The 22,498-nt window shown below is 69.5% G+C and carries 19 protein-coding genes; 7 read left to right on the forward strand and 12 right to left on the reverse strand.

All coding sequences use genetic code 11. From position 1 onward, the window contains the following. Positions 1-26 precede the first annotated feature (26 nt). Together ACWYRN_RS21795 and ACWYRN_RS21800 are read right to left on the reverse strand one after the other, a co-directional pair. Positions 27-1,817 (reverse strand): FAD-binding protein, encoded by a 1,791-nt coding sequence (locus tag ACWYRN_RS21795; protein ID WP_488689801.1) that lies wholly within the window; start codon positions 1,815-1,817, stop codon positions 27-29. Then, a complete protein-coding gene (locus tag ACWYRN_RS21800; RefSeq protein WP_488689802.1) occupies positions 1,814-2,581 on the reverse strand; it encodes an N-acyl amino acid synthase FeeM domain-containing protein in 768 nt (255 codons plus the stop codon). The genes ACWYRN_RS21795 and ACWYRN_RS21800 overlap by 4 nt, the downstream gene beginning before the upstream one ends. A 412-nt stretch (positions 2,582-2,993) precedes the next feature. On the opposite strand from ACWYRN_RS21800, the gene ACWYRN_RS21805 reads away from it, so the two are divergent. Both ACWYRN_RS21805 and ACWYRN_RS21810 read left to right on the forward strand, forming a co-directional pair. After that, positions 2,994-4,316, forward strand: coding sequence for a hypothetical protein (locus ACWYRN_RS21805; RefSeq protein WP_488689803.1), 1,323 nt, complete (start codon positions 2,994-2,996; stop codon positions 4,314-4,316). A 7-nt stretch (positions 4,317-4,323) separates the two neighbouring features. Further along, on the forward strand, positions 4,324-5,553 hold the full coding sequence (locus ACWYRN_RS21810) for a glycosyltransferase (protein ID WP_488689804.1): 1,230 nt from the start codon (positions 4,324-4,326) through the stop codon (positions 5,551-5,553). A gap of 48 nt (positions 5,554-5,601) precedes the next feature. Here ACWYRN_RS21810 and ACWYRN_RS21815 read toward each other — a convergent pair whose 3' ends face one another. Together ACWYRN_RS21815 and ACWYRN_RS21820 are read right to left on the reverse strand one after the other, a co-directional pair. Beyond that, entirely contained in the window at positions 5,602-7,431 is a 1,830-nt protein-coding gene (locus ACWYRN_RS21815; protein ID WP_488689805.1) for an asparagine synthase-related protein, read from the reverse strand. Next, complete coding sequence (locus ACWYRN_RS21820) at positions 7,428-9,014, reverse strand: AMP-binding protein (RefSeq protein WP_488689806.1); 1,587 nt, start codon at positions 9,012-9,014, stop codon at positions 7,428-7,430. The genes ACWYRN_RS21815 and ACWYRN_RS21820 overlap by 4 nt, the downstream gene beginning before the upstream one ends. Positions 9,015-9,239: 225 nt before the next feature. Between ACWYRN_RS21820 and ACWYRN_RS21825 the strand changes: the two genes are divergently transcribed. The 5 genes from ACWYRN_RS21825 (at position 9,240) to ACWYRN_RS21845 (ending at position 14,358) form a co-directional block, all read left to right on the forward strand. Further along, positions 9,240-10,082 carry a hydrolase 2, exosortase A system-associated gene (locus tag ACWYRN_RS21825; RefSeq protein ID WP_488689807.1) on the forward strand — a complete coding sequence of 281 codons (843 nt, stop codon included), beginning with the start codon at positions 9,240-9,242 and terminating at the stop codon, positions 10,080-10,082. Then, the gene (locus tag ACWYRN_RS21830) at positions 10,079-10,819 is read left to right on the forward strand and encodes an alpha/beta hydrolase family protein (protein ID WP_488689808.1); all 741 of its coding nucleotides are present in this window, start codon (positions 10,079-10,081) and stop codon (positions 10,817-10,819) included. The genes ACWYRN_RS21825 and ACWYRN_RS21830 overlap by 4 nt, the downstream gene beginning before the upstream one ends. A gap of 86 nt (positions 10,820-10,905) precedes the next feature. Next, positions 10,906-12,534, forward strand: a complete 1,629-nt coding sequence (gene nadB / locus ACWYRN_RS21835; protein WP_488689809.1) for an L-aspartate oxidase — start codon at positions 10,906-10,908, stop codon at positions 12,532-12,534. 25 nt (positions 12,535-12,559) lie between these two features. Continuing rightward, positions 12,560-13,462, forward strand: coding sequence for a DMT family transporter (locus tag ACWYRN_RS21840; protein WP_488689811.1), 903 nt, complete (start codon positions 12,560-12,562; stop codon positions 13,460-13,462). A 41-nt stretch (positions 13,463-13,503) separates the two neighbouring features. After that, positions 13,504-14,358, forward strand: coding sequence for an NAD-dependent protein deacetylase (locus ACWYRN_RS21845; protein WP_488689812.1), 855 nt, complete (start codon positions 13,504-13,506; stop codon positions 14,356-14,358). 367 nt (positions 14,359-14,725) lie between these two features. Here the strand turns inward: ACWYRN_RS21845 and nadC are convergent, their stop codons facing one another. From nadC to queE, 8 genes are all read right to left on the reverse strand, one after another. Next, the gene (gene nadC / locus ACWYRN_RS21850; protein ID WP_488689814.1) at positions 14,726-15,592 is read right to left on the reverse strand and encodes a carboxylating nicotinate-nucleotide diphosphorylase; all 867 of its coding nucleotides are present in this window, start codon (positions 15,590-15,592) and stop codon (positions 14,726-14,728) included. Next, positions 15,589-16,731 carry a quinolinate synthase NadA gene (gene nadA / locus ACWYRN_RS21855; RefSeq protein WP_488689816.1) on the reverse strand — a complete coding sequence of 381 codons (1,143 nt, stop codon included), beginning with the start codon at positions 16,729-16,731 and terminating at the stop codon, positions 15,589-15,591. The genes nadC and nadA overlap by 4 nt, the downstream gene beginning before the upstream one ends. A gap of 100 nt (positions 16,732-16,831) precedes the next feature. Continuing rightward, a complete protein-coding gene (locus ACWYRN_RS21860) occupies positions 16,832-18,433 on the reverse strand; it encodes an ABC-F family ATPase (protein ID WP_488689817.1) in 1,602 nt (533 codons plus the stop codon). A 283-nt stretch (positions 18,434-18,716) separates the two neighbouring features. Further along, the gene (gene ldcA / locus ACWYRN_RS21865) at positions 18,717-19,634 is read right to left on the reverse strand and encodes a muramoyltetrapeptide carboxypeptidase (protein WP_488689819.1); all 918 of its coding nucleotides are present in this window, start codon (positions 19,632-19,634) and stop codon (positions 18,717-18,719) included. Then, the gene (locus tag ACWYRN_RS21870) at positions 19,631-20,557 is read right to left on the reverse strand and encodes an alpha/beta fold hydrolase (protein ID WP_488689821.1); all 927 of its coding nucleotides are present in this window, start codon (positions 20,555-20,557) and stop codon (positions 19,631-19,633) included. The genes ldcA and ACWYRN_RS21870 overlap by 4 nt, the downstream gene beginning before the upstream one ends. Positions 20,558-20,747: 190 nt before the next feature. After that, positions 20,748-21,275 carry a tRNA adenosine(34) deaminase TadA gene (tadA, locus tag ACWYRN_RS21875; RefSeq protein ID WP_488689823.1) on the reverse strand — a complete coding sequence of 176 codons (528 nt, stop codon included), beginning with the start codon at positions 21,273-21,275 and terminating at the stop codon, positions 20,748-20,750. After that, on the reverse strand, positions 21,268-21,714 hold the full coding sequence (gene queD / locus ACWYRN_RS21880) for a 6-carboxytetrahydropterin synthase QueD (RefSeq protein ID WP_229435653.1): 447 nt from the start codon (positions 21,712-21,714) through the stop codon (positions 21,268-21,270). The genes tadA and queD overlap by 8 nt, the downstream gene beginning before the upstream one ends. A 15-nt stretch (positions 21,715-21,729) precedes the next feature. Then, complete coding sequence (queE, locus tag ACWYRN_RS21885; RefSeq protein ID WP_229435654.1) at positions 21,730-22,365, reverse strand: 7-carboxy-7-deazaguanine synthase; 636 nt, start codon at positions 22,363-22,365, stop codon at positions 21,730-21,732. Positions 22,366-22,498 lie beyond the last annotated feature (133 nt).

The raw sequence follows: 22,498 nt of genomic DNA on the forward strand, positions 1-22,498 counted from the left end.
ATGGCCGAACGCGTTCACGCATGCCGTCAGCACGCGTCCTGCCGCGCCGCCACGCCTGGCTCGTATCGTCCGGGCGCCAGGATGCCCTGCGGATCGAGCGCCGCCTTCAGCGCCGCCACCGTGCGCCAGTAGCTGTCGCCGTCCGGGTCGAGCGCCGCCATCGAGTGGTTCCCGGCGCGGTAGGGAATGTAGCCGGCCTCAAGCATCTGCGCGAACACGGCGTCGTGGCAGGCCCGGGCACGCGCGGTTTCCTCGGGGTCGTCGCGGTCGTAGGCCACGGTCAGGACTCCGCCCAGCGTGCGCTCGTTGATCATGCTGAAGGTGGCGAACAGATCCAAGCCATGGCGGTCGAACTGGGCCTCGGCCAGGGCGTACACGGCCAGCATGTCTTCACCGCGCAGCGGCAGCACCGGCGACACCCACAGCAGGCCGCAGCCATCGCGCGCCGGATCGGCGCCTTCGGGAAAGCCGCTCGGCAACCCGCCGCGCCGGCGCCAGTAGGCGCCGGCCAGGAAGCGCCCGTTCGGCACGCCGCGGTTCATCTCGAACAGCGATTCGCCCAGCGCCACGCGCGTGCGCAGGCGTTGCCCGGCCCCGGTGTTGCCCAGCAGCCGACCAGCCAGCGCCCCCCATTTCAAACCGCGCTCGCTGACGAAGCGTGCCCGGCCCCGGGTACCGCGCAGGGCATGTTTTACCGCCGCACGCGCCAGCGCCAACTGGGCCTTGCTGCCATACAGGGCACCGGAAACCGTCCAGGCGCCCAGGCCGGCGCACAGCCGTGCGCGCACCTCGGGCGCCAGCCGCGAAGACGGCGCTGGTGTGCAGCCTGGGTAGGATTGCGCATCGGCCCCGAATCCCATTCCCGGTTCCGCCTCCGATCCAGGCCCCGGGTCAGGCCTGGCTACGCGCCTGGCTGCCGCCCCCGTTGCGGCACGCCCCGCCCGCCCCGCGGCATCGCGCGGAAACACCCGCCCGCCCGACAGCACCCGCAGGTCGTTCCCGATATGCAGGATGCTGCGCAAGGTGCCGTCCAGGCGCAGCGGACGCAGGGCATCAACCACGGCGGCGATGTCGCCATGGGCCGGCACGCTGCACAGGAAATGGTTCACGCAGGCGGCCTGGGGCATCAGCCAGATGCCCAGGCGCGTGACGATGCCCATGTTCGACTGCGTGAACAGGCCATCGAGGAAGGGGCCGACGCCATACGGGAACAGGTGGGTGGCACGCGCCTGGCGGTAGTGGCCGAAGCCGGTGTCGAGCACTTCGCCGCTGGCCAGCACCACCTGCATGCCGGCCACGTGCTGCAGGCGGTTGCCATAGGGCGAGTGACCGAAACCGCGCTCCATGATGTTGCCGACATAACTGGTATCCGGTCCGGCCCCGGTACAGTCGGCCCACAGCGGGTAGCGGTTGTCGCGCAGGAAGTCGGACAATTGGCGCTGGGTCACGCCGGGTTCGATGACGGCATAGGCCAGCTCGGCGTCGACCTGGACGATGCGGTTCATGCGCGACAGGTCGAGGATGACCTGGGCGGCGCCGACCGCGCAGGCATCGCCATAGCCCCAGTTCTTGCCCGTGCTGAGCGGATACACGGCGAGCCGGTAGGCGGCGGCGATGCGCACCAGTTGCGCCACCTCGCCGGCGCCGGCCGGCCGCACCACCGCCAGCGGCCGCACCGGGCGCGCGGCCGTGCTGCGCGCATAGCGTTCCAGGGTGGCGTCGTCGGCCAGCAGGTGCGCGGTGCCGACCACGGCCTCCATGGCGCGCAGGGCGGCGCCGGTATCCACGGCTTCCTGCAGTTCGTTCATGGCGGTCATGTCCGGTCCTCCCCCTGGCACAGCGCGGCCAGGCGCGCGCTGATCCCGGCTTCTTCGCGCAGCGGGAAGAAATACGGGTAGAAGGAGCGTTCGGCGCCGGCCGCCTCGAAGCTGCCGCTCCAGCGGCGGATACGCTCGCCCATCACGTCCAGCGGCAGGCGCAGCAGCACCGCCGGCGCGCCGACCCGGCTGCAGTCGCGTTCGCTGCCGAAGACGGCGAAGCCGAGCATGCGCTGGTAAAAGGCGACGTGGCGCGGGTTGACCTCGATGATGTAGTCGCTAAAGCCGCGCAGCCGGTGCGCATATAGGTAGGAAATGTGGATCAGCGCGGCGAAGACCCGCTTCGACATGCCCTTGTCGATGGCCAGGCGCGAAGGCTCGCACAGGCGCCGCCCGGCCAGCCGCAGCGGCGCCAGGAGGTCGCCGAAGTTCTCGTCGGCCGGCAGGCGGCCGTGCAGGTCCAGCGCCAGGCTCATCGTGCCCACCAGTTCGCCGTCGGTTTCGGCATAGAAGGTGACGCGGGCGCCGTCCTGGCGTGCCGCCGGGTCGAGCGCATAGCCGCGCCAGGCGTACATGCGGCGCACCAGGACCCCCGCCGCGTCCTGCCGGCCGGCCGAGCTCGCCAACCGGACATTGAATACCTGGGAGCGGCCGGGCTCCGGATCGGGAAGGCCTGGCCGGGGCGGGTGTTGCGCGGTGTACGCCGCCAGTTCCGGGGACGGGATGGTTGCAAATGTTGCGATGGGCATGTCATCGACCAGCATGCTGTTTCCTCCTGAGTGGCGTCCCGCCGTTATTGGCGAAAACGGGATAGCTGCCAGTCAGACAAGGTCAGCCGTAGCCAGTTCCCGACCTTTCCCGTGATTCTTTTCTGTCTGAACATAGATCAAGCCGGAGAGAAATTTGCCACAAGCATGGGCCGCATTCCGGCGCACGTTGCGTCCACGGATGACAGCGCAAAGGCCTCTTTTGACAGGTATCAATTGAAAAAAGGGTAGCGAAATGCATGGTTTTCCCAGCCATATAATCGACAGACGGCAAGGGCTGCGCGCCGCGCCACCAGGCTTTCACTGGAGAATCCGACATGTTGCTCAACTCACGCCGTGAACCGACCCGGCCGCACTTGCCGTCCGCGCCGTCCCTGGCGCGCTCACCGTCTGCGCAAGTGGAGCGGGCATGAACGCGCGCTTCCTTCCTTCCGGCCCGGATGCCGGCGCCGAACTGCTGGTGCTCGCTCCCTGCCTGCCGCGTCCCGACGGCGATGCCGCCAGCCTGCGCTGGTATCAGCTGCTGCGTTTCCTGGGCCGCCATTTTCGGGTACATCTCGGCTGCAGCGCCGACCCGCTGCGCGACGGCGCCCAATTCAGCCGGGTGCGCGCCCTGTGCCATGAAACCTGTTTCGTGGCCCCGCCCGGGATTGGCCGCAGCATGCGCCTCGCTGCGATGCGGCTCGGCGCCGTGCGCATGGACCCGGCGCTGCAGGCCTGGGCCACGCGCCTGTGCGCGCGGCGTCCGGTGGCCGCCGTGCTGGCCTGTGGGGCGGGCATGGGCGCCTGCCTGGCGGCCCTGCCCCCGGGCCTGGTACGCGTGGTGGACTTCGTCGAGCTCGAGTCCGACCGGCAGCGCCGCCGCGGCGCGGTGCGGCCCTGGCCCGGCGCTGCGCTATGGCGGCGCCAGGCGCGGCGCCTGCTAGCCATCGAGCGCGGCGCCGGCGCGGCGTGCGATGCCGCGCTGTTTGCCGGCGCCGCCGACGTCGCCCGCTTCCGGCTGTTCGCGCCGGAATCGGCGCACAAGGCGCAACTGCTGGCCAGCGGCGTCGATCCCGAGCATTATTCGCCGCACATCCTGCAGCGCTCGCCCTACAGGCCCGGAGAACGGGTCCTGCTGCTGGCCGGCCCGCTGCAGGGCGACGCGGCCGACGCCGCGCGCTGGCTGGCCGCCCAGGTCTTCGCGCCGCTGCGCGCCGCCGATCCGACACTGTCGCTGTACCTGGCCGATACCAGTGCGCATGCAGGCCGGCGCCCGTCCCTGGGTGCCCTGGCGCGCCAGGCCGGCGTGACGCTTGTCGGCGGCCAGGGCGCCCCGTTCGACTCGCGGCCCTACCTGGCCCACGCCGCCCTGGTACTGGCGCCGCCCGCCGACGGTCACGCGGCCGGCATGGCGGTGCTGGCCGCAATGGCGATGCAAAAGCCGGTGCTCGGCCTGCCGCGCTCGCTTTCCGGCCTGGCTTGCCTGCAATTGCCGGAAGCCCTGGCGGCGGCGGACGCGCCGGGTTTTCGCGCGCGCATTGCCGCCGTCCTGGCCGAAATCGGAGACGGAGCCGGAAATGGAGCCGAGAACGGAGCCGGAAATGGAGCCGGAAACGGAGCCGGCCAGGCAAGCGCGGTCGGGCGCGCGGCGCGGGCGCGGGTACTGCGCGAGCACGACTGGAACCTGCGCCTGGCCGGCTTGCCGGCCTTGATGGCGGGCGCGGTGCAGTTGTTGGCCAGTGCCGGCTGAGCATGCCATGGGCAACCTGCCGCCAGACGCCGTCGCGCACAGCGCCGCCTTGCCGCTCGTGGCCCACCTGGTCGAGCGGCTCGACGCGGCAGCCCCCAGCCTGCTCGAACTGGTCGAGCACTCGCCGGCCGGACGCTACCGCCATGCCGTGGTCTGCCTCGGCGGGCACAGCGCCCTCCATGCCGAGTTGCGCGAGCGCGGGGTCGAGGTCGTCGATGTGGCGCGGCGCGCCGGCCCCGGCTTCTACCTGGCCCTGTACCGCACGCTGCGCGCAATGGCGCCCGACCTGGTGCACACCCGGAATGCCGGCAATCTCGATGGCCAGCTGGTGGCCGCGCTGGCGGGCGTGCGCTGGCGCGTGCATGGCGAATACCCGCGCGACGGCCGCCGCCAGCCCGGCGCCGAGGCGAGCGCCGGCCTGTTCGGCGCCGCGCGCCTGAAGGCGGCGCGGCGCCTGCGGATGCAATTGCTGCGGCGCGCCTGCTGCCCGCTGGTGAACCACTATATCGCCGCCGGCGCCGAGCAGGAACGCTGGCTGATCGAAGCCATCGGCGCCGCGCCGTCGCGGGTCACGCGCATCCTGGCCGGCGTCGACAGCCTGCACTATCACCCGCGCCTGGGTCCGCATACCGCCGTCGGTCCGGCCGGCTTCATGCGCGACGAAGTCTTCGTCATCGGCAGCGTCGGCCGCATGGACGAAGCCGGGGGACACGCCACCCTGGTCGATGCCTTCCTGCGCCTGATCGCCTCGCCCCATCCGGCGCACCGGCGCCTGCGCCTCCTGATCGCCGGCGACGGCCCCCTGCGCGCCGCTTGCCAGGCCATCCTGGAGCGCGCCGGCGCCGGCGCGCGCGCCTGGCTGCCGGGCGAACGCGCCGACACCGCCCAGCTGATGCGCTCGATGGACTTGATGGTCTTGCCGGCGCGTTCCGCCGGGTCGGGCACGGCGCTGCTGGAAGCGATGGCCAGCGGCTTGCCGGTGGTGGCGACCGCCGTCGGCGGCCACCGCGAACTGGTCCAGCCCGGCCTGACTGGCATCCTGGTGCCGCCGCTCTCGCCCGAGATCATGGCGGCGGCCATCGCCGACTATTGCCGGATTCCGGAAATGGGCCTGCGCCACGGCGCCCGCGCGCGTGGCCAGGTGATCAACCACCACAGCCTGGCGGCCATGGCGCGCAGCCACTGCGCGGTGTACGACGCCCTGGTCCAGGGTGCGGCCGCACCGGGGCAGCGCTGAAAGCCTGCCCCGCCGCCGCTGCAGGCGTGGGGCAGGCTTAAGGTGCCTTCAGGACAGCACCAGCGGCGCCACCGCATCCTGGCGCGTGCCGTGGGCGCAGCCATCGTGGCGCTGTCGCGCGAACCACCCCTCCAGCATCATCAACTGCCATACGGTGCGGCCATGCAGTTCCGGGGCTTCCGGCAGGCGCCGCGACAGCAGCAGGTCGAGGAAGTCGCGGCGCAGGATGCGGCGCCGCGCCAGGTCGTTCAGGCTGTCGCAGGCCAGGGCGCGCAGGCGGGCATCACGCTGCAGCCAGCGCCCGAGCGGCAGGGACGGCGCCGCGGCGTGGCGCCAGGTGCAGCCGGGAGCGAGTTCGCGCAATACCGCCGCGAACAGGCGGCGCGGCCCGGGTCCGGTCTTGGCTGCCGGCGCCAGGCGCGCCGCCATCGCCACCACCGCGTCGTCGAGATAGGGAAGCAGGGGTTCCACGCCAGCGGCGGTGCAGGCGCCGGCAAAGGCCGGCAAGACCCGGCCCGGCAAATCGAGCTGGAGTTCGAGCTCCACCTGGCGGTTCGCCGCGCTGCGCGCCTGGGCGCCCCACCACAGCGCTTCCTGCAGCGCGGCCGGCGAATCGGGGTCGACCAGTTCCAGGAAGCCCGGCTCGAACATCGCCGCCACCCCGTGGCCGGATACGGCGTTGGCGCGGCGCAGGCGTGCCGGCAGCGGCGCCAGCGACAGCTCGATGCGCGCACGCAGGCGCGCCAGCACGCCCGGCACCTGCGCGGCGAGGTTGAACAGCAGCGGCTCGATGGCCAGCTGGCGCAACGCGCCCGGCAGGCGCTCGTAGCGTCCCGGACGCGCCAGCTGGCCCAGGCGGCGCCCGCAGCCGAACAGCTGGGCCGCGCCCTGGGCACCGGCCAGGCGCAGCGCGCCCTCGGCACGCGCCGCGCGCGCCGCCGCCAGCAGGGTCACTGCCGCCGGATCGCCGCAGGGCGCGTCGCAGGCGGCCACCAGCAGCGGCACGGCATCCATCACGTCGCGCGGGCCGACCAGGATGTCGCGGTGGCGGCTGCCCAGGCGCCGTGCGGCGCTGCTGGCTGCCTCGGGCGCGGCGCCGCCCTCGAAGCCTACCGCGATGGTCGTGACCGGCTCGCCGCCGGCACGCTGCAGCAGGCCGGCCAGGGCCACGCTTGCCGCGCCGCCGCCGAGCAGCACCGCGGGTTGGTCCGTCCCCTGGCTTGCAGCCTGGCCGGCCTCCTGCCCCTCGGCCGCGCAGGCCAAAGCATCGAGCAGCGCTGCCTGCGGCCTGGGGTCGAGCGCGTGCTCGGTGAAGCGCATGCGCCAGTAGCGCAGGCGCTCGGCGCGGCCGCCGCGCAGGTGCAGGCATTCGCCCGGCGCCAGGCGGCGCTGGCCGCTGTGCAGGGTGCGCGGACCGGGCAGCGCCTGCAGGTACACGTAGTCGAAGATGGCTTGCGGGTCGATCTCGCGCCCGGCGCCGGGGTGGCGCGCCAGCGCTTCGCCGCTGCTGGCGAACAGCAGGGTCCGGCCCACCATCTGGTAATACAGGGGCCGGGTGCCGCAGCGGTCGACCGCCAGCAGGGCCTCGGCGCGGCGTTCGTCGAGCAGCGCAAAGGCGAACTGGCCCGACAGCGCAGTGCAGGCCTTGGCGCCATGGCTGTGCCAGAGCCGGGCCAAAGTCTCGGGCCGTTCGCCCCAGCAGGCGATCAGGAGTCCGTCTTCATGGTACAGGCCGGGGGCGCCGGCCAGGGCCACGGCGCCCAGGCCGTGGGCGGCGCAGCGCACCGGCGCGCCAACCGATCCGCGCAGGGGCGCCGCCATGTCGAGCACCGGCAGCGCGCCCGGCTCGCGCGAAAACCATCCGCACAGGCCGCTCATGACAGGGCCTCGGCAAACAGCGGCGCCAGTTCGCCGGCCAGCAGCGCGCGGTCGATCTGGCCGTCGCGCGCACGCGGCAGCGGCGAGCGGCGCACGTCGACCATGGCCGGCAGCATGTGCCGCGGCAGGCGTTCGCGGCAGGCTCCGAACAGGATGCTGGAATCGAGGCGGGCGCCGGGGCGCGCCGTGGCCAGCACCGCGATCACCTGGCCCAGCACCGGATGGGCGACGCCGACCGCCGCCGCCTCGGCCACCAGGCCGGTGCCGACCACGATCTTCTCGACCTCGCGCGGGCTGACGCGGTAGCCGCCGGTGGTGATGGTGTCGCTGCGCGCATCGACCAGGTAGAGGTAGCCGTCCATGTCCTTGCGCGCGACCGCGCCCGGCCAGCGTCCGCTTTCGCCGCGCGCCAGCCCGGGCAGCGGCGGCAGCTGGCGAAATTCCAGGCTGCTGCGCTGCGGGTCGTTCCAGTAGCCGAGCGTGACCTGCGGCCCGCGCTGTACCAGTTCGCCCGCCTCGCCGGGCGCGCATTCGCGGCCGTCGGCGCGCAGCACCAGCCAGTCCGAGTATGGCAGCGCGCGCCCGATCGAACCGGGGCGCTCGTCCAGCAGGGCCGGCATCAGGCTGGTCGAGCGGCAGGCGGCGCCGACGTCGTACATCAGGTGGATGCGGGTGCGCGGCAAGGCGCGGCGCAGCGCCTCGACCGCCGCGCGGCCCGGGCTGCCGCCGGCGCTGGCCAGGTAGCGCAGGCAGTCGGCGGCGCGCCCCAAGCGCATCTGCGCCAGCGCTTCCCAGGTGGCAGGCAGGGCCGAGAGGCCGGTCGCATCGCCACGTTCGAGAAGCAGCGCCAGGCCGGCTGTATCCGGGGGAAGGTCGAGCAGCGCGGTGGCGCCGGCGGCCAGGGTGGCCAGCAAGGCGTTCAGGCCGTAGTCGGTATGCAGGGGCAGCGCCGCCAGGATGCGGTCGCCGGCGCCGAGGCCCAGGCAGCGTGCGGTGGAGGCGGCGCCGGCCACCAGGTTGCGCGGCGAGTGGGCGCTGGCCGCCGGCTTGCCGGCTTCAGGCTGGTACAGCAAGGCGCCCAGGGCCGGCATCCCGGGCACGCCTGCCGCCCTGCCGGCGCCGGCCAGCCAGTCGTCCCAGCCGACGCTGCGCGGGCCGGCGCCGTGCCCGGCCGGCTTGCGCTGCGCGCCGCCCAGCACCACCACCTGGCGCAGCGCCGGGCAGTCGGCCAGCAGGCCGGCCAGCGCCGCGGCCTGCGCCGCGCCGGCGATCAGCACCCGGGCGCCGCTGTGGCGCAGCCGGGCCAGCAGGTCCGGCGGGTCGAGCGCCGGATCGAGCGGAACAAAGGCGCAGCTTGCGGCCGAGGCGCCGAGAATGACGGCCACGCTTTCGGGACAGGCGGGCAGGCAGAGCGCGACCCGCTCGTCGCGCCCGGCGCCGCCCCCGATCAGGGCGCCGGCGACGGCCGCGGCGGCTGCCGCCAGTCCGGCATAACTGACGCGCGCCGCGCCATGGCGCAAGGCGGTAGCGGACGGTGCGCGCGCCGCAATGCGCTCGACCAGTTCATGGATCAATTGGGCCATCTCGTCTCCAATGATGCTGTGCATAAAGATTCATCATTGAGAAAATCTGCACGGGGATCATTGACACGTATCAATTGATATCGCAACCGTTCCGCTGTCGGCAATCAAGACGCCACGCCCGAGCGCGTGTCAAATGACATAAATGCATGTTCCTGACATGTTCACCCGGCTCCGACACGCACGTCACCGACGCGCCGCGCCGCGCCAGTGCAGGAGATCCACGCCATGAATGCCCCGCTCTTGTCCACGCCGCGCGTGGAACCCTTCTTCTTCGACGCCGAACCGGGCACGCGCTTCAGTTTGTATCACGCGCCGAATCCCCAGGTGGCGCCGCGCGGGGCAATCCTCTACGTCCATCCCTTCGCCGACGAACTGACGCGCACGCGGCGCATGGCGGCCCTGCAGTCGCGCGCATTCGCCGAGCTCGGCTTCGCGGTGCTGCAGATCGACCTGTTCGGCTGCGGCGACAGCTGCGGCGAATTCAGCGCCGGGCGCTGGCACCTGTGGCGCGAAGACCTGGTGCTGGCCGCGAACTGGCTGGCCGAGCGCGATACCGGCCCCCTGACCTTGTGGGGCCTGCGCCTGGGCGGCCTGCTGGCCCTGGACGTGGCGGCGCAGGTCAGGCCGCGCCGCTTGCTGCTGTGGCAGCCATATCTGAGCGGACGCGCCTGCATCAACGGCTTCCTGCGCCTGTCCGAGCAACTGCGCGACCCGGCACCCGGCGCGCCGCGCAGCACCTCGGCCCTGCGCGCCCAGCTGGCGGTGCACGGCGCGATCGAGGTGGCCGGCTTCGAGGTGGCGGTGCCGCTGGTGAAAGCCATCGACGCCTGCGACGCCGCCCAGCTGACCCTGCCGCCCTGCGACATCCACTGGCTGGCCTACGCCGGATCGGCGCCGGCACGCGCCGCCGCCGGCGCCGCGCGCATGCAGGCGCGCTGGGCCGCCGGTGGCGCCCAGCTGCATTACTACCAGCTCGAAGGCGCGCCCGACTGGAGCGGCGCCGGTCACCTCGACTGCCCCGAGCTGCGCGCCGCCACCGCCAGCGTGTTCGCGGGAGAACCGACATGAAGCTCGAACAGCGTGCCCTGCGTTTTTCTTCCGGCCGCAATGCCCTGATCGGCATCGTCGACGTGCCCGAACGCCCGCTGGTGCGTGGCCTGCTGGTGCTGGCCGACAGTCGCCAGTACCGTACCGGGAGCCATCGCCAGTTCACGCTGCTGGCGCGCCTGCTGGCCGGGCGCGGCGTGGCGGTGATGCGCTTCGACCGCAGTGGCGCCGGCGACAGCGAAGGCCGCGAGAGCGAGCGTTCCGACGACAGCGACCTGGCCGCCGCGATGAACGAATTTTTCATCCACGTGCCCGAAATGAAAGAATCTGTCATCCTCGCCGCCGGCGACGCCACACGCGCGGCGGCCCTGTATGCCGCGGGCGACGCGCGCGTTACCGGCCTGGCCTTGTTCAATCCCGAGCTGCCGCCGCTGGAGTCTGGTACGGCCGGCGCCACCCTGCGCTACATCCACCGCCTGGCGCCGAAGCTGTTGCGGCGGCGCCTGCCGGGCCTGCGCGGCGCACCGCCCCCGGCCCTGCCGCCCGAACTGGCCAGCGCCTTTGACGCCTACGACGGCCACATCCTGCTGGTGCTGGGCAGCGCCGACCCGGCGTTCGAGCGCACCGCGCGCCTGCTCGAGCGGCGCCGCGCGCACTGCCGCCGGGTCGAGATCGCCGGCGCCGACGTGGGCTTCAGCCGCAGCGACTGGCGCGAAGCGGTGGCGGCGGCCAGCACCAGCTGGCTCACCTCGTGGTAAGCCGATGGCCGCTGCCGCCGCGGGGGCAAGACGGATGGGTGCCAAATCGTCTATAGTGACGCTCTTGTCCAAACAGTAGACTTGCCATGAAATTTGACGTCGCAATCGTCGGCAGCGGTCTGGCCGGCCTGTCGGTGGCTTTGCATCTCGCCCAGACGCGCAAGGTAGCAATCATCTCGAAACGCGCCCTCCTCGACGGCGCCAGCAACTGGGCCCAGGGCGGCATCGCCGCCGTGCTCGATTCCGGCGACAGCCACGACCAGCACATCGCCGATACCCTGGTGGCCGGCGCCGGCCTGTGCGACGAAGCGGCCACCCGCTATATCGTCGAACACGGGCGCGAAGCGATCGAATGGCTGATCGAACAGGGCGTGCCGTTCACCCGCGACGCCTCGGCCGAACTCGGTTTCCACCTGACGCGCGAGGGCGGCCACAGCCAGCGCCGCATCATCCACGCCGCCGACGCCACCGGCCACGCGGTGCAGGTGACCCTGGAACAGAAGGTGCGCGCGCACCCGAACATCGCGCTGTTCGAACACCACTGCGCAATCGACGTCATCACCTCCGATAAACTCACCGGCAAGGGTGTCCATGGCGGCACCCCTGCCCTGGTCGGCCAGCCGCGCTGCCACGGCCTGTACGTGCAGGACGAATCGACCGGCAAGGTCCTGACCTTCGAGGCCGAGCACACGGTGCTGGCCACCGGCGGCGCCGGCAAGGTCTATTTGTATACGACCAACCCGGACACCGCCACCGGCGACGGCATCGCCATGGCCTGGCGCGCCGGCTGCCGCGTGTCGAACATGGAATTCATCCAGTTCCACCCGACCTGCCTGTACCACCCTTATGCCAAGTCCTTCCTGATCACCGAGGCGATCCGCGGCGAAGGCGGCCTGTTGAAACTGCCGCCGGAAGCCGGCGTCGCGGCCGGCACGCGCTTCATGCCGGCCCACGACGAACGCGGCGAACTGGCCCCGCGCGACGTGGTGGCGCGCGCCATCGACTTCGAGATGAAGAAGCGCGGGCTGGACTACGTCCACCTCGACATCAGCCACCAGAGCCCGGAATTCCTGCAGGAGCACTTCCCGACCATCTACGCACGCTGCCTGGAACTGGGAATCGACATCACGAAAGAACCGATTCCCGTGGTGCCGGCGGTGCACTTCACCTGCGGCGGCGTGGTCACCGACCTGGCCGGGCGCACCGATATCCCCGGCCTGTACGCGGTCGGTGAAACCGCCTGCACCGGCCTGCACGGCGCAAACCGCCTGGCCAGCAATTCGCTGCTCGAATGCGTGGTCGTGGGCCGCGCCTGCGCCAGCCAGATCGCCGCCGCCCCGCGTGTCGAAAGCCCGGTCTTGCCGCCCTGGGACGAAAGCCGCGTCACCAACGCCGACGAGGAAGTGGTGATCGCCCACAACTGGGACGAGCTGCGCCGCTTCATGTGGAACTACGTCGGCATCGTGCGCACCACCAAGCGCCTGGAACGCGCCCAGCACCGCATCGCGCTGCTGAAGGAAGAGATCGACGAGTACTACCGCAACTTCCGCATCACGCACGACTTGCTGGAACTGCGCAACCTGGTCGACGTGGCCTCGCTGATCGTGAACAGCGCGCTGTCGCGCCGCGAGAGCCGTGGCCTGCACTACTCGCGCGATTATCCCGACACCCTGCCGAAGGCCCTGCCGAGCGTACTCACGCCGCTCCGGCGCTGAGTCTGGGCCAAGCGTCGGGGAACCCATGAACCGCAAGCTCACCGTCTCCACCGCCCTGCTCCTGACCGTGCCGCCGGTGCTCTGGGCCGGGAACGCCATCGTCGGGCGCCTGGTGCGCGACGCCGTGCCGCCCATGACCCTGAACCTGCTGCGCTGGTCGATCGCGCTGCTGGTGCTGTTGCCGCTGGGGCGCGCGGCGCTCAAACAGGGCAGCGGCCTGCTGGCCAACTGGCGCCGCTACGCCCTGCTCGGCCTGTTCGGCATCGGCCTCTACAACTCGCTGCAATACCTGGCCCTGCAAAGCTCGACGCCGATCAACGTGACCCTGGTGGCGTCGGGCCTGCCGGTCTGGATGCTGCTGGTCGGGCGCCTGTTCTTCAAGGTGCCGGTCAAGGCGCGCCAGATCGGCGGCGCGGTGCTGTCTATCGCCGGGGTGCTGGTGGTGCTGTGTCGCGGCGACCTTGGCCAGCTGGCCGCGCTGCGCCTGGTGAGCGGCGATTTGTACATGATCCTGGCGACGATCGCCTGGTCCTTCTACAGCTGGCTGCTGATGCAGCAGCGCGACGTGCCCGGCATCCGCGCCGACTGGGCCGCCTTCCTCCTGACGCAGGTGGTGTACGGCGTGCTGTGGTCGGGTGTCTTCTCCGGTGTCGAGTGGGCGGTGAAGGGTGTCGACGTCGCCTGGAGCTGGCCGGTGGCGGCCGCCCTGCTGTACGTGGCGATCGGACCGGCCATCATTGCGATGCGCTGCTGGGGCGCGGGCGTGCAGCGCGCCGGGCCGGCGCTGGGCGCCTTCTTCATCAACCTGACGCCGCTGTTCACGGCGCTATTGTCGTCCGCCTTTCTGGGCGAGGCGCCGCACCTCTACCATGCGCTGGCCTTCCTGCTCATCGTGGGCGGTATCGCCGTGTCTGCGCGCCAGGGCTGATGCGGGAGTGCTAGGATCGGCGCACAGGAGGAGGCAGCACCATGTCTGAAGGATTCACGATCACCGAGCGGGCCGAGGTCTTTGCCGAGATGCTGGCGGCCTTCCTGGCGCGCCACCCGAACACACTGGTGCTGACCGGCGCCGGCCTGTCCACCGCTTCGGGCATTCCCGACTACCGCGACCGCGACGGCGTGCGCCGCGGCCGCCAGCCGATCCAGGGGCCGGAGTTCCGCAAGCTCGAAGCCGTGCGGCGCCGCTACTGGGCCCGCAGCATGGTCGGCTGGCCGACGCTGGCGCAGGCGCGGCCGAATGCCGGCCACGCGGCGTTGGCCGCGCTGGAATACGCGGGGCGCATCGGCCCGGTGCTGACCCAGAACGTCGACGGCCTGCACCAGCAGGCGGGCAGCCGCGCCGTGCTGGAGCTGCACGGGAACATTCACACCGTGGTCTGCCTCGATTGCCGCACCCTGATGCCGCGCGCCCTGGTGCAGGGCATGCTGGAGGCGGCGAACCCGCACCTGCTCGGGGCCATGGCCGTGCCGCTGCCGGATGGCGACGCCCAGATCGAACCGGAGTCGCTGGGCGAGTTCACGCTGCCGGTTTGCCCGCAGTGCGGCGGCACGCTGATGCCGGACGTAGTGTTCTTCGGCGATAACGTGCCGCCCGCGCGCACGGCACACGCGCTGGCGCTGATGGAGGCGGCCGACGCCCTGCTGGTGGTGGGGTCGTCGCTGATGGTGTTTTCGGGGTTCCGCTTTTGCCGCATGGCGGCGGCAGCGGGCAAGCCGATCGCCGCCGTAAATTTGGGGCGCACGCGTGCGGATGACCTGATCTCGATGAAGATCGAGGATTCGGCGGAGCAGTTGTTGCCGCAGGTGGTGCGCCTGCTGGGGTGAGGTGGAACGCAGACGTTGCAGGTGCCGGGCGGCGGCGGGAGACACGGCGGTTCTATACCGCGTGGACACAGGTGCCTTGCGCGGCCCGGTCCACCCTACGGACCGCCATGCGCACACCCTGTGGGTACAAGTACCCACCCTACCCGACGATGCGCAGCGAGAAATCGGTGGCGCAGTTTCGTAGGGTGGGCTCTCGAGCCCACGCGGTGCGGCAGTGGCGACCACGGCACGCCTGACAACGACTCGCAAGCTGGGCGATCTGAGGTTGTCGTACGTGACGCTAGGGTACGACCTGGTGGGTACAAGTACCCACCCTACGGACCGCCATAGCGCATAGCCGGTGGGTACAAGGTCCCACCCTACCCGTTCAGCCGACGATGCGCAGCGAGAAGTCGGTGGCGCGGACGTCTTTCGTCAGGCTGCCGATCGAGATGCGGTCGACGCCGGTTTCGGCGATGGCGCGCACGGTGTCCATGTTGATGCCGCCCGAGGCCTCCAGCAGCGCGCGGCCGGCGTTCACTTTCACCGCTTCGCGCATGGTGTCCAGGTCGAAGTTATCCAGCAAGACCGACTGCACGCCGGCGGCCAGCGCTTCTTCGAGCTGGGCGATGGTCTCGACTTCGATCTGCACGGTCACGCCGGCATTCAAGGCTGCGGCGTTTTCCAAGGCGCGGGTCACGCCGCCGGCGGCGGCGATGTGATTTTCCTTGATCAGGATGCCGTCGTACAGCGCCATGCGCTGGTTCTGGCCGCCGCCCACGCGCACCGCATACTTCTGCGCCTGGCGCAGGCCCGGCAGGGTCTTGCGGGTATCGAGGATGGCGGCGTTCGTGCCCTGCACAACGTCGACGTAGGTACGAGTGGCGCTGGCCACGCCCGACAGCAGCTGCATGAAGTTCAGCGCCGCGCGCTCGGCCGTCAGGAGCGAACGCGGCGAGGCCTCGATCGTGCAGACCACCGAATCGGCTGCCATCAGCTCGCCCTCGGCATACTGCCAACTGATCTCGGTATCCTGGTCGACAGCCAGCATCACGCCCTCGAACCAGGGCGCGCCGCACAGCACGGCCGCTTCGCGCACGATCACGCGCGCCTGCACGCGTGGTTCAAGTGGGACCAGCATGCCGGTCAGGTCGCCGGTGCCCACGTCTTCCAGCAGCGCGGCGAGGATGTTCTGTTCGAAGGCGGCTTGCAATTTGTCGTCGAACTGGGAATGCGGATTACGCAAGGTCGTCATGCTGGGCCTACTCCGGAGAAAAGCGTGGTGTTCTGTTCGAGCGCGCCGGTTGGCAGCGCTTTTGCCTTCTTGGCGGCGGCGAAATCGAGCATGCGGTCGATGGCGCGCACGGCTTCCTTGCCGACGGCCGGGTCGACGAAGACTTCGTTGGCGCCGCTTTCCACGCCGTTTTCCAATGCGTCGGCCAGGTTCTTCAGGCCGTTCATCGCCATCCACGGGCAGTGCGCGCAACTCTTGCAGGTGGCGCTGTTGCCGGCGGTCGGGGCTTCGATGAAGGTCTTGCCCGGCGCGGCCATGCGCATCTTGTGCAGGATGCCGTTGTCGGTGGCGACGATGAAGGTGGTGGCATCCATCGTTTGCGCGGCGGTGATCAGCTGGGTGGTCGAGCCGACCACGTCGGCCTGGGCCACCACGTTCGCCGGCGACTCCGGGTGCACCAGCACCTTCGCATCGGGATGCTCGATCTTCAGCAGATCGAGTTCGATGCCCTTGAATTCGTCGTGCACCAGGCAGGAACCCTGCCACAGCAGCATGTCGGCGCCGGTCTCTTTCTGGATGTAGGAGCCCAGGTGACGGTCCGGCGCCCACAGGATCTTTTTCCCCTGCTCGTGCAGGTGCCTGACGATGTCGAGGCCGATCGACGAGGTCACCATCCAGTCGGCGCGCGCCTTCACGGCGGCGCTGGTATTCGCGTAGACGACCACGGTGCGGTCCGGATGCTGGTCGCAGAAGGCGGCGAATTCGTCGGCCGGGCAGCCCAGGTCGAGCGAGCAGGTCGCTTCCAGGTCCGGCATCAGGATGGTCTTCTCGGGGCTGAGGATCTTCGCGGTCTCGCCCATGAAGCGCACGCCGGCCACCACCAGGGTCTTGGCCGGATGGTCGCGGCCGAAGCGCGCCATTTCCAGCGAGTCGGAGACGCAGCCGCCGGTTTCCTCGGCCAGGTCCTGCAGCTCGGGGTCGACGTAGTAGTGGGCGACCAGGACTGCCTGTTTCTCTTTCAGCAGGCGCCGGATGCGGTCTTTCAGTTCCGCCTTTTCGGCAGGCGTCGGGGTGGCGGGGACCTTGGCCCAGGCGTGGGCGGTGCAGGCGGCGCCGTCCTGCGGGTGGTCGTATTCGAAGGTTTTGATGGGAATGTTCATCGCAGCGGATTCGTCAATGAATACAAAAACGGCGCCGGATCAGCGGCGCCGGTTGAACGCGTGGACGGCACAGCCGTCCACGATGCGAACATGAATCGATTTAATCGATTCCCTGGCTGGTCAGGTACTCTTCGTAGGTACCGCGGAAGTCGACGACTTCGTTTTCCTTCACTTCGAGCACGCGCGTGGCCAGCGAGGAGACGAACTCGCGGTCGTGCGAGACGAAGATCAGCGTGCCTTCGTATTTATCGAGCGCGATGTTCAGCGACTCGATCGATTCCATGTCCATGTGGTTGGTCGGCTCGTCGAGCAGCATCACGTTGTGACGGCCCAGCATCAGTTTACCGTACATCATGCGGCCCTTTTCGCCACCGGACAGGACCTTGACCGATTTCTTGACTTCGTCGCCACCGAACAACAGGCGGCCCAGGATCGAGCGCACGGCCAGGTCGTCGTCGCCCTCTTTCGTCCAGCGGCCCATCCAGTCGGTGAGGATGTCGTCTTTCGGGAATTCCTCGGTCGGATCCTGCGGCATGTAGCCGACGTTGGCGTTCTCGGCCCACTTCACGCGGCCGTGATCGGCGTCCAGGCCGGTGATGTCCTTGCCGCCGATGCAGCGCAGCAGCGTGGTCTTACCCGCACCGTTGGCGCCGATGATCGCAATGCGCTCGCCCGCTTCGACCATGATCGAGAAGTTCTTGAACAGGGTGCGGTCGTAGGACTTGGTGAGACCCTCGGTTTCCACCGCCAGGCGGTGCAGTTTCTTCTCGCCTTCGAAGCGCACGAACGGATAGGCGCGCGAGGACGGCTTGAATTCCTCAATCTTGATCTTGTCGATCATCTTGGCGCGCGAGGTGGCCTGGCGGGCTTTCGACTTGTTGGCCGAGAAGCGGCGCACGAAGTCCTGCAGCTCGGCGACCTTCTCTTTCGCCTTGGCGTTGTTGGCCAGCTGCTGGTTGCGCGCCTGGGTCGAGGCCAGCATGTAGTCGTCGTAGGAACCCGGGTACACCTTCAGGGTGCCGTAGTCCATGTCGGCGATATGGGTGCAGACCTGGTTCAGGAAGTGACGATCGTGCGAAATAATGATCATCGTCGAATTGCGCTGGTTCAGCACGTCTTCCAGCCAACGGATGGTGTTGATGTCCAGGTTGTTGGTCGGTTCGTCGAGCAGCAGGATGTCCGGGTTCGAGAACAGGGCCTGGGCCAGCAGCACCCGCAGCTTCCAGCCCGGCGCCACGGCGCTCATCGGGCCCTGGTGCAATTCGCTCGCGATTTCCAGGCCGAGCAGCAGTTCGCCGGCGCGCGCTTCGGCCGAGTAGCCGTCGTATTCGGCGACCTTGCCTTCGAGCTCGGCGGCTTTCATGTAGTCGTCGTCGGTGGCTTCCGGATTGGCGTAGATGGCGTCGCGCTCGGCGATGGCGTTCCACAGTTCGGTGTGGCCCATCATGACGACGTCGAGCACGCGCACGTCTTCGTAGGCGAACTGGTCCTGGCGCAGTTTACCGAGGCGCTCGCCCGGGTCGAGGCTGACGTTGCCGGCTGATGGTTCCAGGTCGCCGCCCAGGATCTTCATGAACGTCGACTTGCCGCAACCGTTGGCGCCGATCAGGCCGTAGCGGTTGCCTTCGCCGAACTTGACGGAAATGTTCTCGAACAACGGCTTGGAGCCGAACTGCATGGTGATATTGGCTGTACTGAGCACTGGGGTGACCTTTAAAGCAGGGTTTGCGCGAAGTTCGGACAGGGTTTGTACGAACTTTGCAATTAACCGTCGATTTTACCATTTTCGCCAGCGGCAAGCCTAGGAATGTCGATCCGATACGCGATGGCGGGCCGTGACCGCGACGGCAGAAGGTCGCGCAGGCCTGCCGCGACAGCCCTTTTACCAACTGGTGCGGCACGAGGGCATGCATCCGGCGCTCGGCCTGGCGTTGTCGCTGCTGGTGGGGTTGCCGCCATTACCTCGTCGAAAAGCCGGCGCGTCTTCAGGCGCAGCGGATGGTCGGGTAATCCGAGAGTTTGATACTGAACCCTTCGGCATCCGACGCCAGGCGCGCCTGGGCGCCGAAAGGAATCGTTACCCGGGACGGGCCATGGCCGAAGCGCAGGCCTGTCAGCACCGGCAGCGGCAGCGTGGCGCGCAAGTGTGCCAGCATGGCGTCGAAATCGTAGCCGTTGTCCATCGGCCCCAGCCTGTAGCCGGAAAAATCGCCCAGCACCAGCGCCTGCTGGCGCGCCAGCACCCCGGCCTGCATCAATTGCAGCAGCATGCGCTCGACCCGGAACGGGTGCTCGCTCACGTCTTCCACGTACAGGATGCCGCCTTCGATGGAAGGGAAATACGCGGTGCCGAGCAGCGACACCAGCATCGCCAGGTTGCCGCCCCAGATCGTGCCGCGCACATCCAGCGCCGGGTTGCCGCGGGCCTGCTCGACGATGGTGTGCGTCGGCCCCGCCAGGCAGGACCAGAACTGGTCGAGCGTGAAATCGACCGGCTCGGGCGCGCCGAAGTCGCCGGCCAGCATCGGCCCGGCATAGCTGAGCGCACCGGTTTTCGCGTACAGGCCCATGTGCAGGGCCGTGATGTCGGAAAAGCCGACGAACAGCTTGCCGCTGGCGGCCAGGCGTTCGAAGTCGATGTCGGGCAGCAGGCGCGTCAGGCCATAGCCGCCGCGCAGCGCCATCACCACCTGGACGTCGGGGTCGTCGGCCGCCGCGTACAGCTGGGCCAGGCGGGCGGCGTCGGTGCCGCCGAAGCGCAGGTGGACGGCGTCGGGATCGTAGTAGTTGTGGACCAGGCAGCCGCGCGCTTCGAGACGGGCGATGCCGCGGGCGATGGAATCGAGGTCGTGCGTATGGCCGGCGGGCGCGACGATCGCGACGCCGAGTTGGGAGGTGATCACTGTTTGACGAAGAGGCGCGGTGTTGAGTCGAAAGCCATCTTACCGCGCGCATGGGCGTCGATCAAGGCGAGCATCCGCTCGTTCAGCTGGGCCGGCAGGTCGTGGCCCATGCCTTCGATGACCTCCAGGCGCGCACCCGGCACCTGGGCCGCCACGTCTTCGCCGCAGGCAAGCGGCACCAGCGGGTCGCAGGCGCCGTGGATCACCAGGGTCGGCGCCGTGATCGACTGCAGCAGCGCGCTGCGGTCGGCGGCGCCGGCAATCGCCAGCATCTGGCGCGTGACACCGGCCGGGCAATGGCAGCGCCGCAGCGAGCGCGCGGCGCGCCGGCGCAGCTGCTTTTCCGGCGTCGGATAGGCCGGGCTGCCGATTGCCTGTTGCACCGCCACTGCCTGGTCGAGGATGGAATCGACGTCCTTCGGGTCGGCCGGGGCGCGCAGCAGCGCATGGCGCGCCGAGGCCGTGGGGCCGGGCAAGCCGCGCCGCCCGCTGCTCGACATGATGGACGTGAGGCTGAGCACCCGTTGCGGGTGGCGCGCCGCCAGAATCTGGCCGATCATTCCGCCCATCGAGACGCCGACCACGTGGGCGCGCGCGATGCCGAGCGCGCTGAGGACGCCGAGGGCGTCGTCGGCCATGTCTTCCAGGCCATAGGGCGGCTTGAACGGCAGCTTCAGGCGCGACTTGATCCAGCTCCACACCAGGCTGGGCTTGCCGGCGCTGTCGAACTTGGTGGACAGGCCGCAGTCGCGGTTGTCGAAGCGGATGACGTAGAAGCCCAGCTCCACCAGGCCGTCGACGAATTCGTCGGGCCAGTTGGTGAGCTGCATGCCTAGGCCGTGGATCAGCAGCACCGGCGTGGACTTGGCGTCTCCGGCGGTGTCGAAGGCGATGCGGATGCCGTTGGCGTTCAGCGTCGGCATGGCGGTGCGGCCGGCATGCTGGGTTGCCGGCTGGTGCTTGGATTGAATAGGCTCGGGCAGAACAAGGCTGGTCTCCTCGGCTGCCTGTCGGCAGCGCGCAAAACCAGCATAGCATTTTCAGCGCGGCGGCGGCGCTCAGGGGCAAGCGTGCGCCGGGGCTATGGGGCAGCATGCCGCGCCGGGCAGCGCCTTAGAGTTGCGCCTGGCCGACAGTTTTGCGCGCAGCGGCGCGGCGTTCGGCAAAGAAGCTTTTCAGCATCGCGCTGGCTTCCTCGGCCAGCACGCCGCCGGTCACCTCGGTATGGTGGTTCAGCATATCGTGCGAGAACAGATCGAGCACCGAGCCGCAGACGCCGGTCTTCGGGTCGCTGGCCGCGTACACCACGCGCGCCAGGCGCGCATGCATCATCGCGCCCGAACACATGGCGCAGGGTTCGAGCGTGACGTACAGTTCGCAGCCGGGCAGCCGGTAGTTGCCGAGCTTTTCGGCGGCGGCGCGCAAGGCGCTCACCTCGGCGTGGGCGGTGGGGTCGTGGCGCCCGATCGGCTGGTTGTAGCCGACCGCCACCACTTCCCCATCCTTCACCAGCACGGCGCCGACCGGCACCTCGCCTTCCAGGCGTGCGCGCTCGGCCTGCTCCAGCGCGAGGCGCATGAAGGTCTGGTCGCGGGTGTCGGCTTCCGGCTCCGGCACCACGGATTGCGCAACATCAGGCATCGGTGATCTCGGCCCAGCAGTTCGGGGTCTCGTGCAGCACCAGCTTGTGCAGGCGCAGGCCGGTGCCGAAGCGGTCGGTATACGCCGCCTTCAGGATGCCGAAGGCGACCTGCGCCAGGTTTTCGACGGTCGGGATACGGTCGATCACCACCGTCTTGTGGCCCGGCAGGCTGGACAGGAACTCGCGGACCTTGTCGTCCTTTTCGTACACCAGGAAGGCATGGTCCCAGACATCGACCAGGTGCTCCTTGGCGAGCGCCTTGATGTCCGAGAAATCCATGATCATGCCGTTGTCGGAATTGCCTTCAGCCTGGATGACTTCGCCGATCAGCGTGATTTCCAGGGTGTAGCGGTGCCCGTGCAGGTTGCGGCACTGGCTTTTATGGTCGGGAATCCGGTGGCCGGCATCGAATTCGAGTTTGCGGGTGATGGTCAGCATCAGCTTGTCGTCCAGTTAAGGTATTTGCAGGAGTTTATGGGTCTGGAGGCTGAGCTTCCATTTCGGGTTGCGGCGGCAGGTCTCGATTGCCAGGCGGGTGTTCTGGGCGGCCAGCAGGCCATCCATCGGCTGCACGAAGAAATGCTCGAAGTCCAGGTGCTCGTAGGCCGCCAGGTCCTGGTTCGCCTGCGGGATCACGACCTTGATCTCGTTGCCCTTCCCGACCACCAGCGTCGAGCCCATCTTCGGGCTGACGCAGACCCAGTCCACGCCGGCTGGTACCGGCAGCGTGCCGTTGGTCTCGATGGCGATGGTGAAGCCGCGCGCATGCATGGCCTCGATCAGGGCCGTGTCCAGCTGCAGCAGCGGCTCGCCGCCGGTGAAGACCACGTACTTGCTGGGCGCGTAGGTGGCCGGCCACAGGCCGTCGATCTCGGCCGCCAGGCTGGCGGCGTCGCGGAACTTGCCGCCGCGCTCGCCGTCGGTGCCGACGAAGTCGGTGTCGCAGAACTGGCAGACCGAGGTGGCCCGGTCGGCTTCGCGCCCGGTCCACAGGTTGCAGCCGGAGAAGCGGCAGAATACCGCCGGCCGCCCGGCATGGGCGCCTTCGCCCTGCAAGGTGTAGAAAATCTCTTTGATGCTGTAAGTCACGTTAAGCCTCTCGTCAACCGGCCATTATAACCGCGCACTGCCCCCTTTGCCGACCCCCGGGCCATCCACCCCTCGCCGCTGTGGTTATTGCCATACGGCACGGGCTTTGAGCGCCAACAACACCCGCCGCTAC

The sequence above is a fragment of the Massilia sp. BAP21 genome, assembly GCF_057801335.1.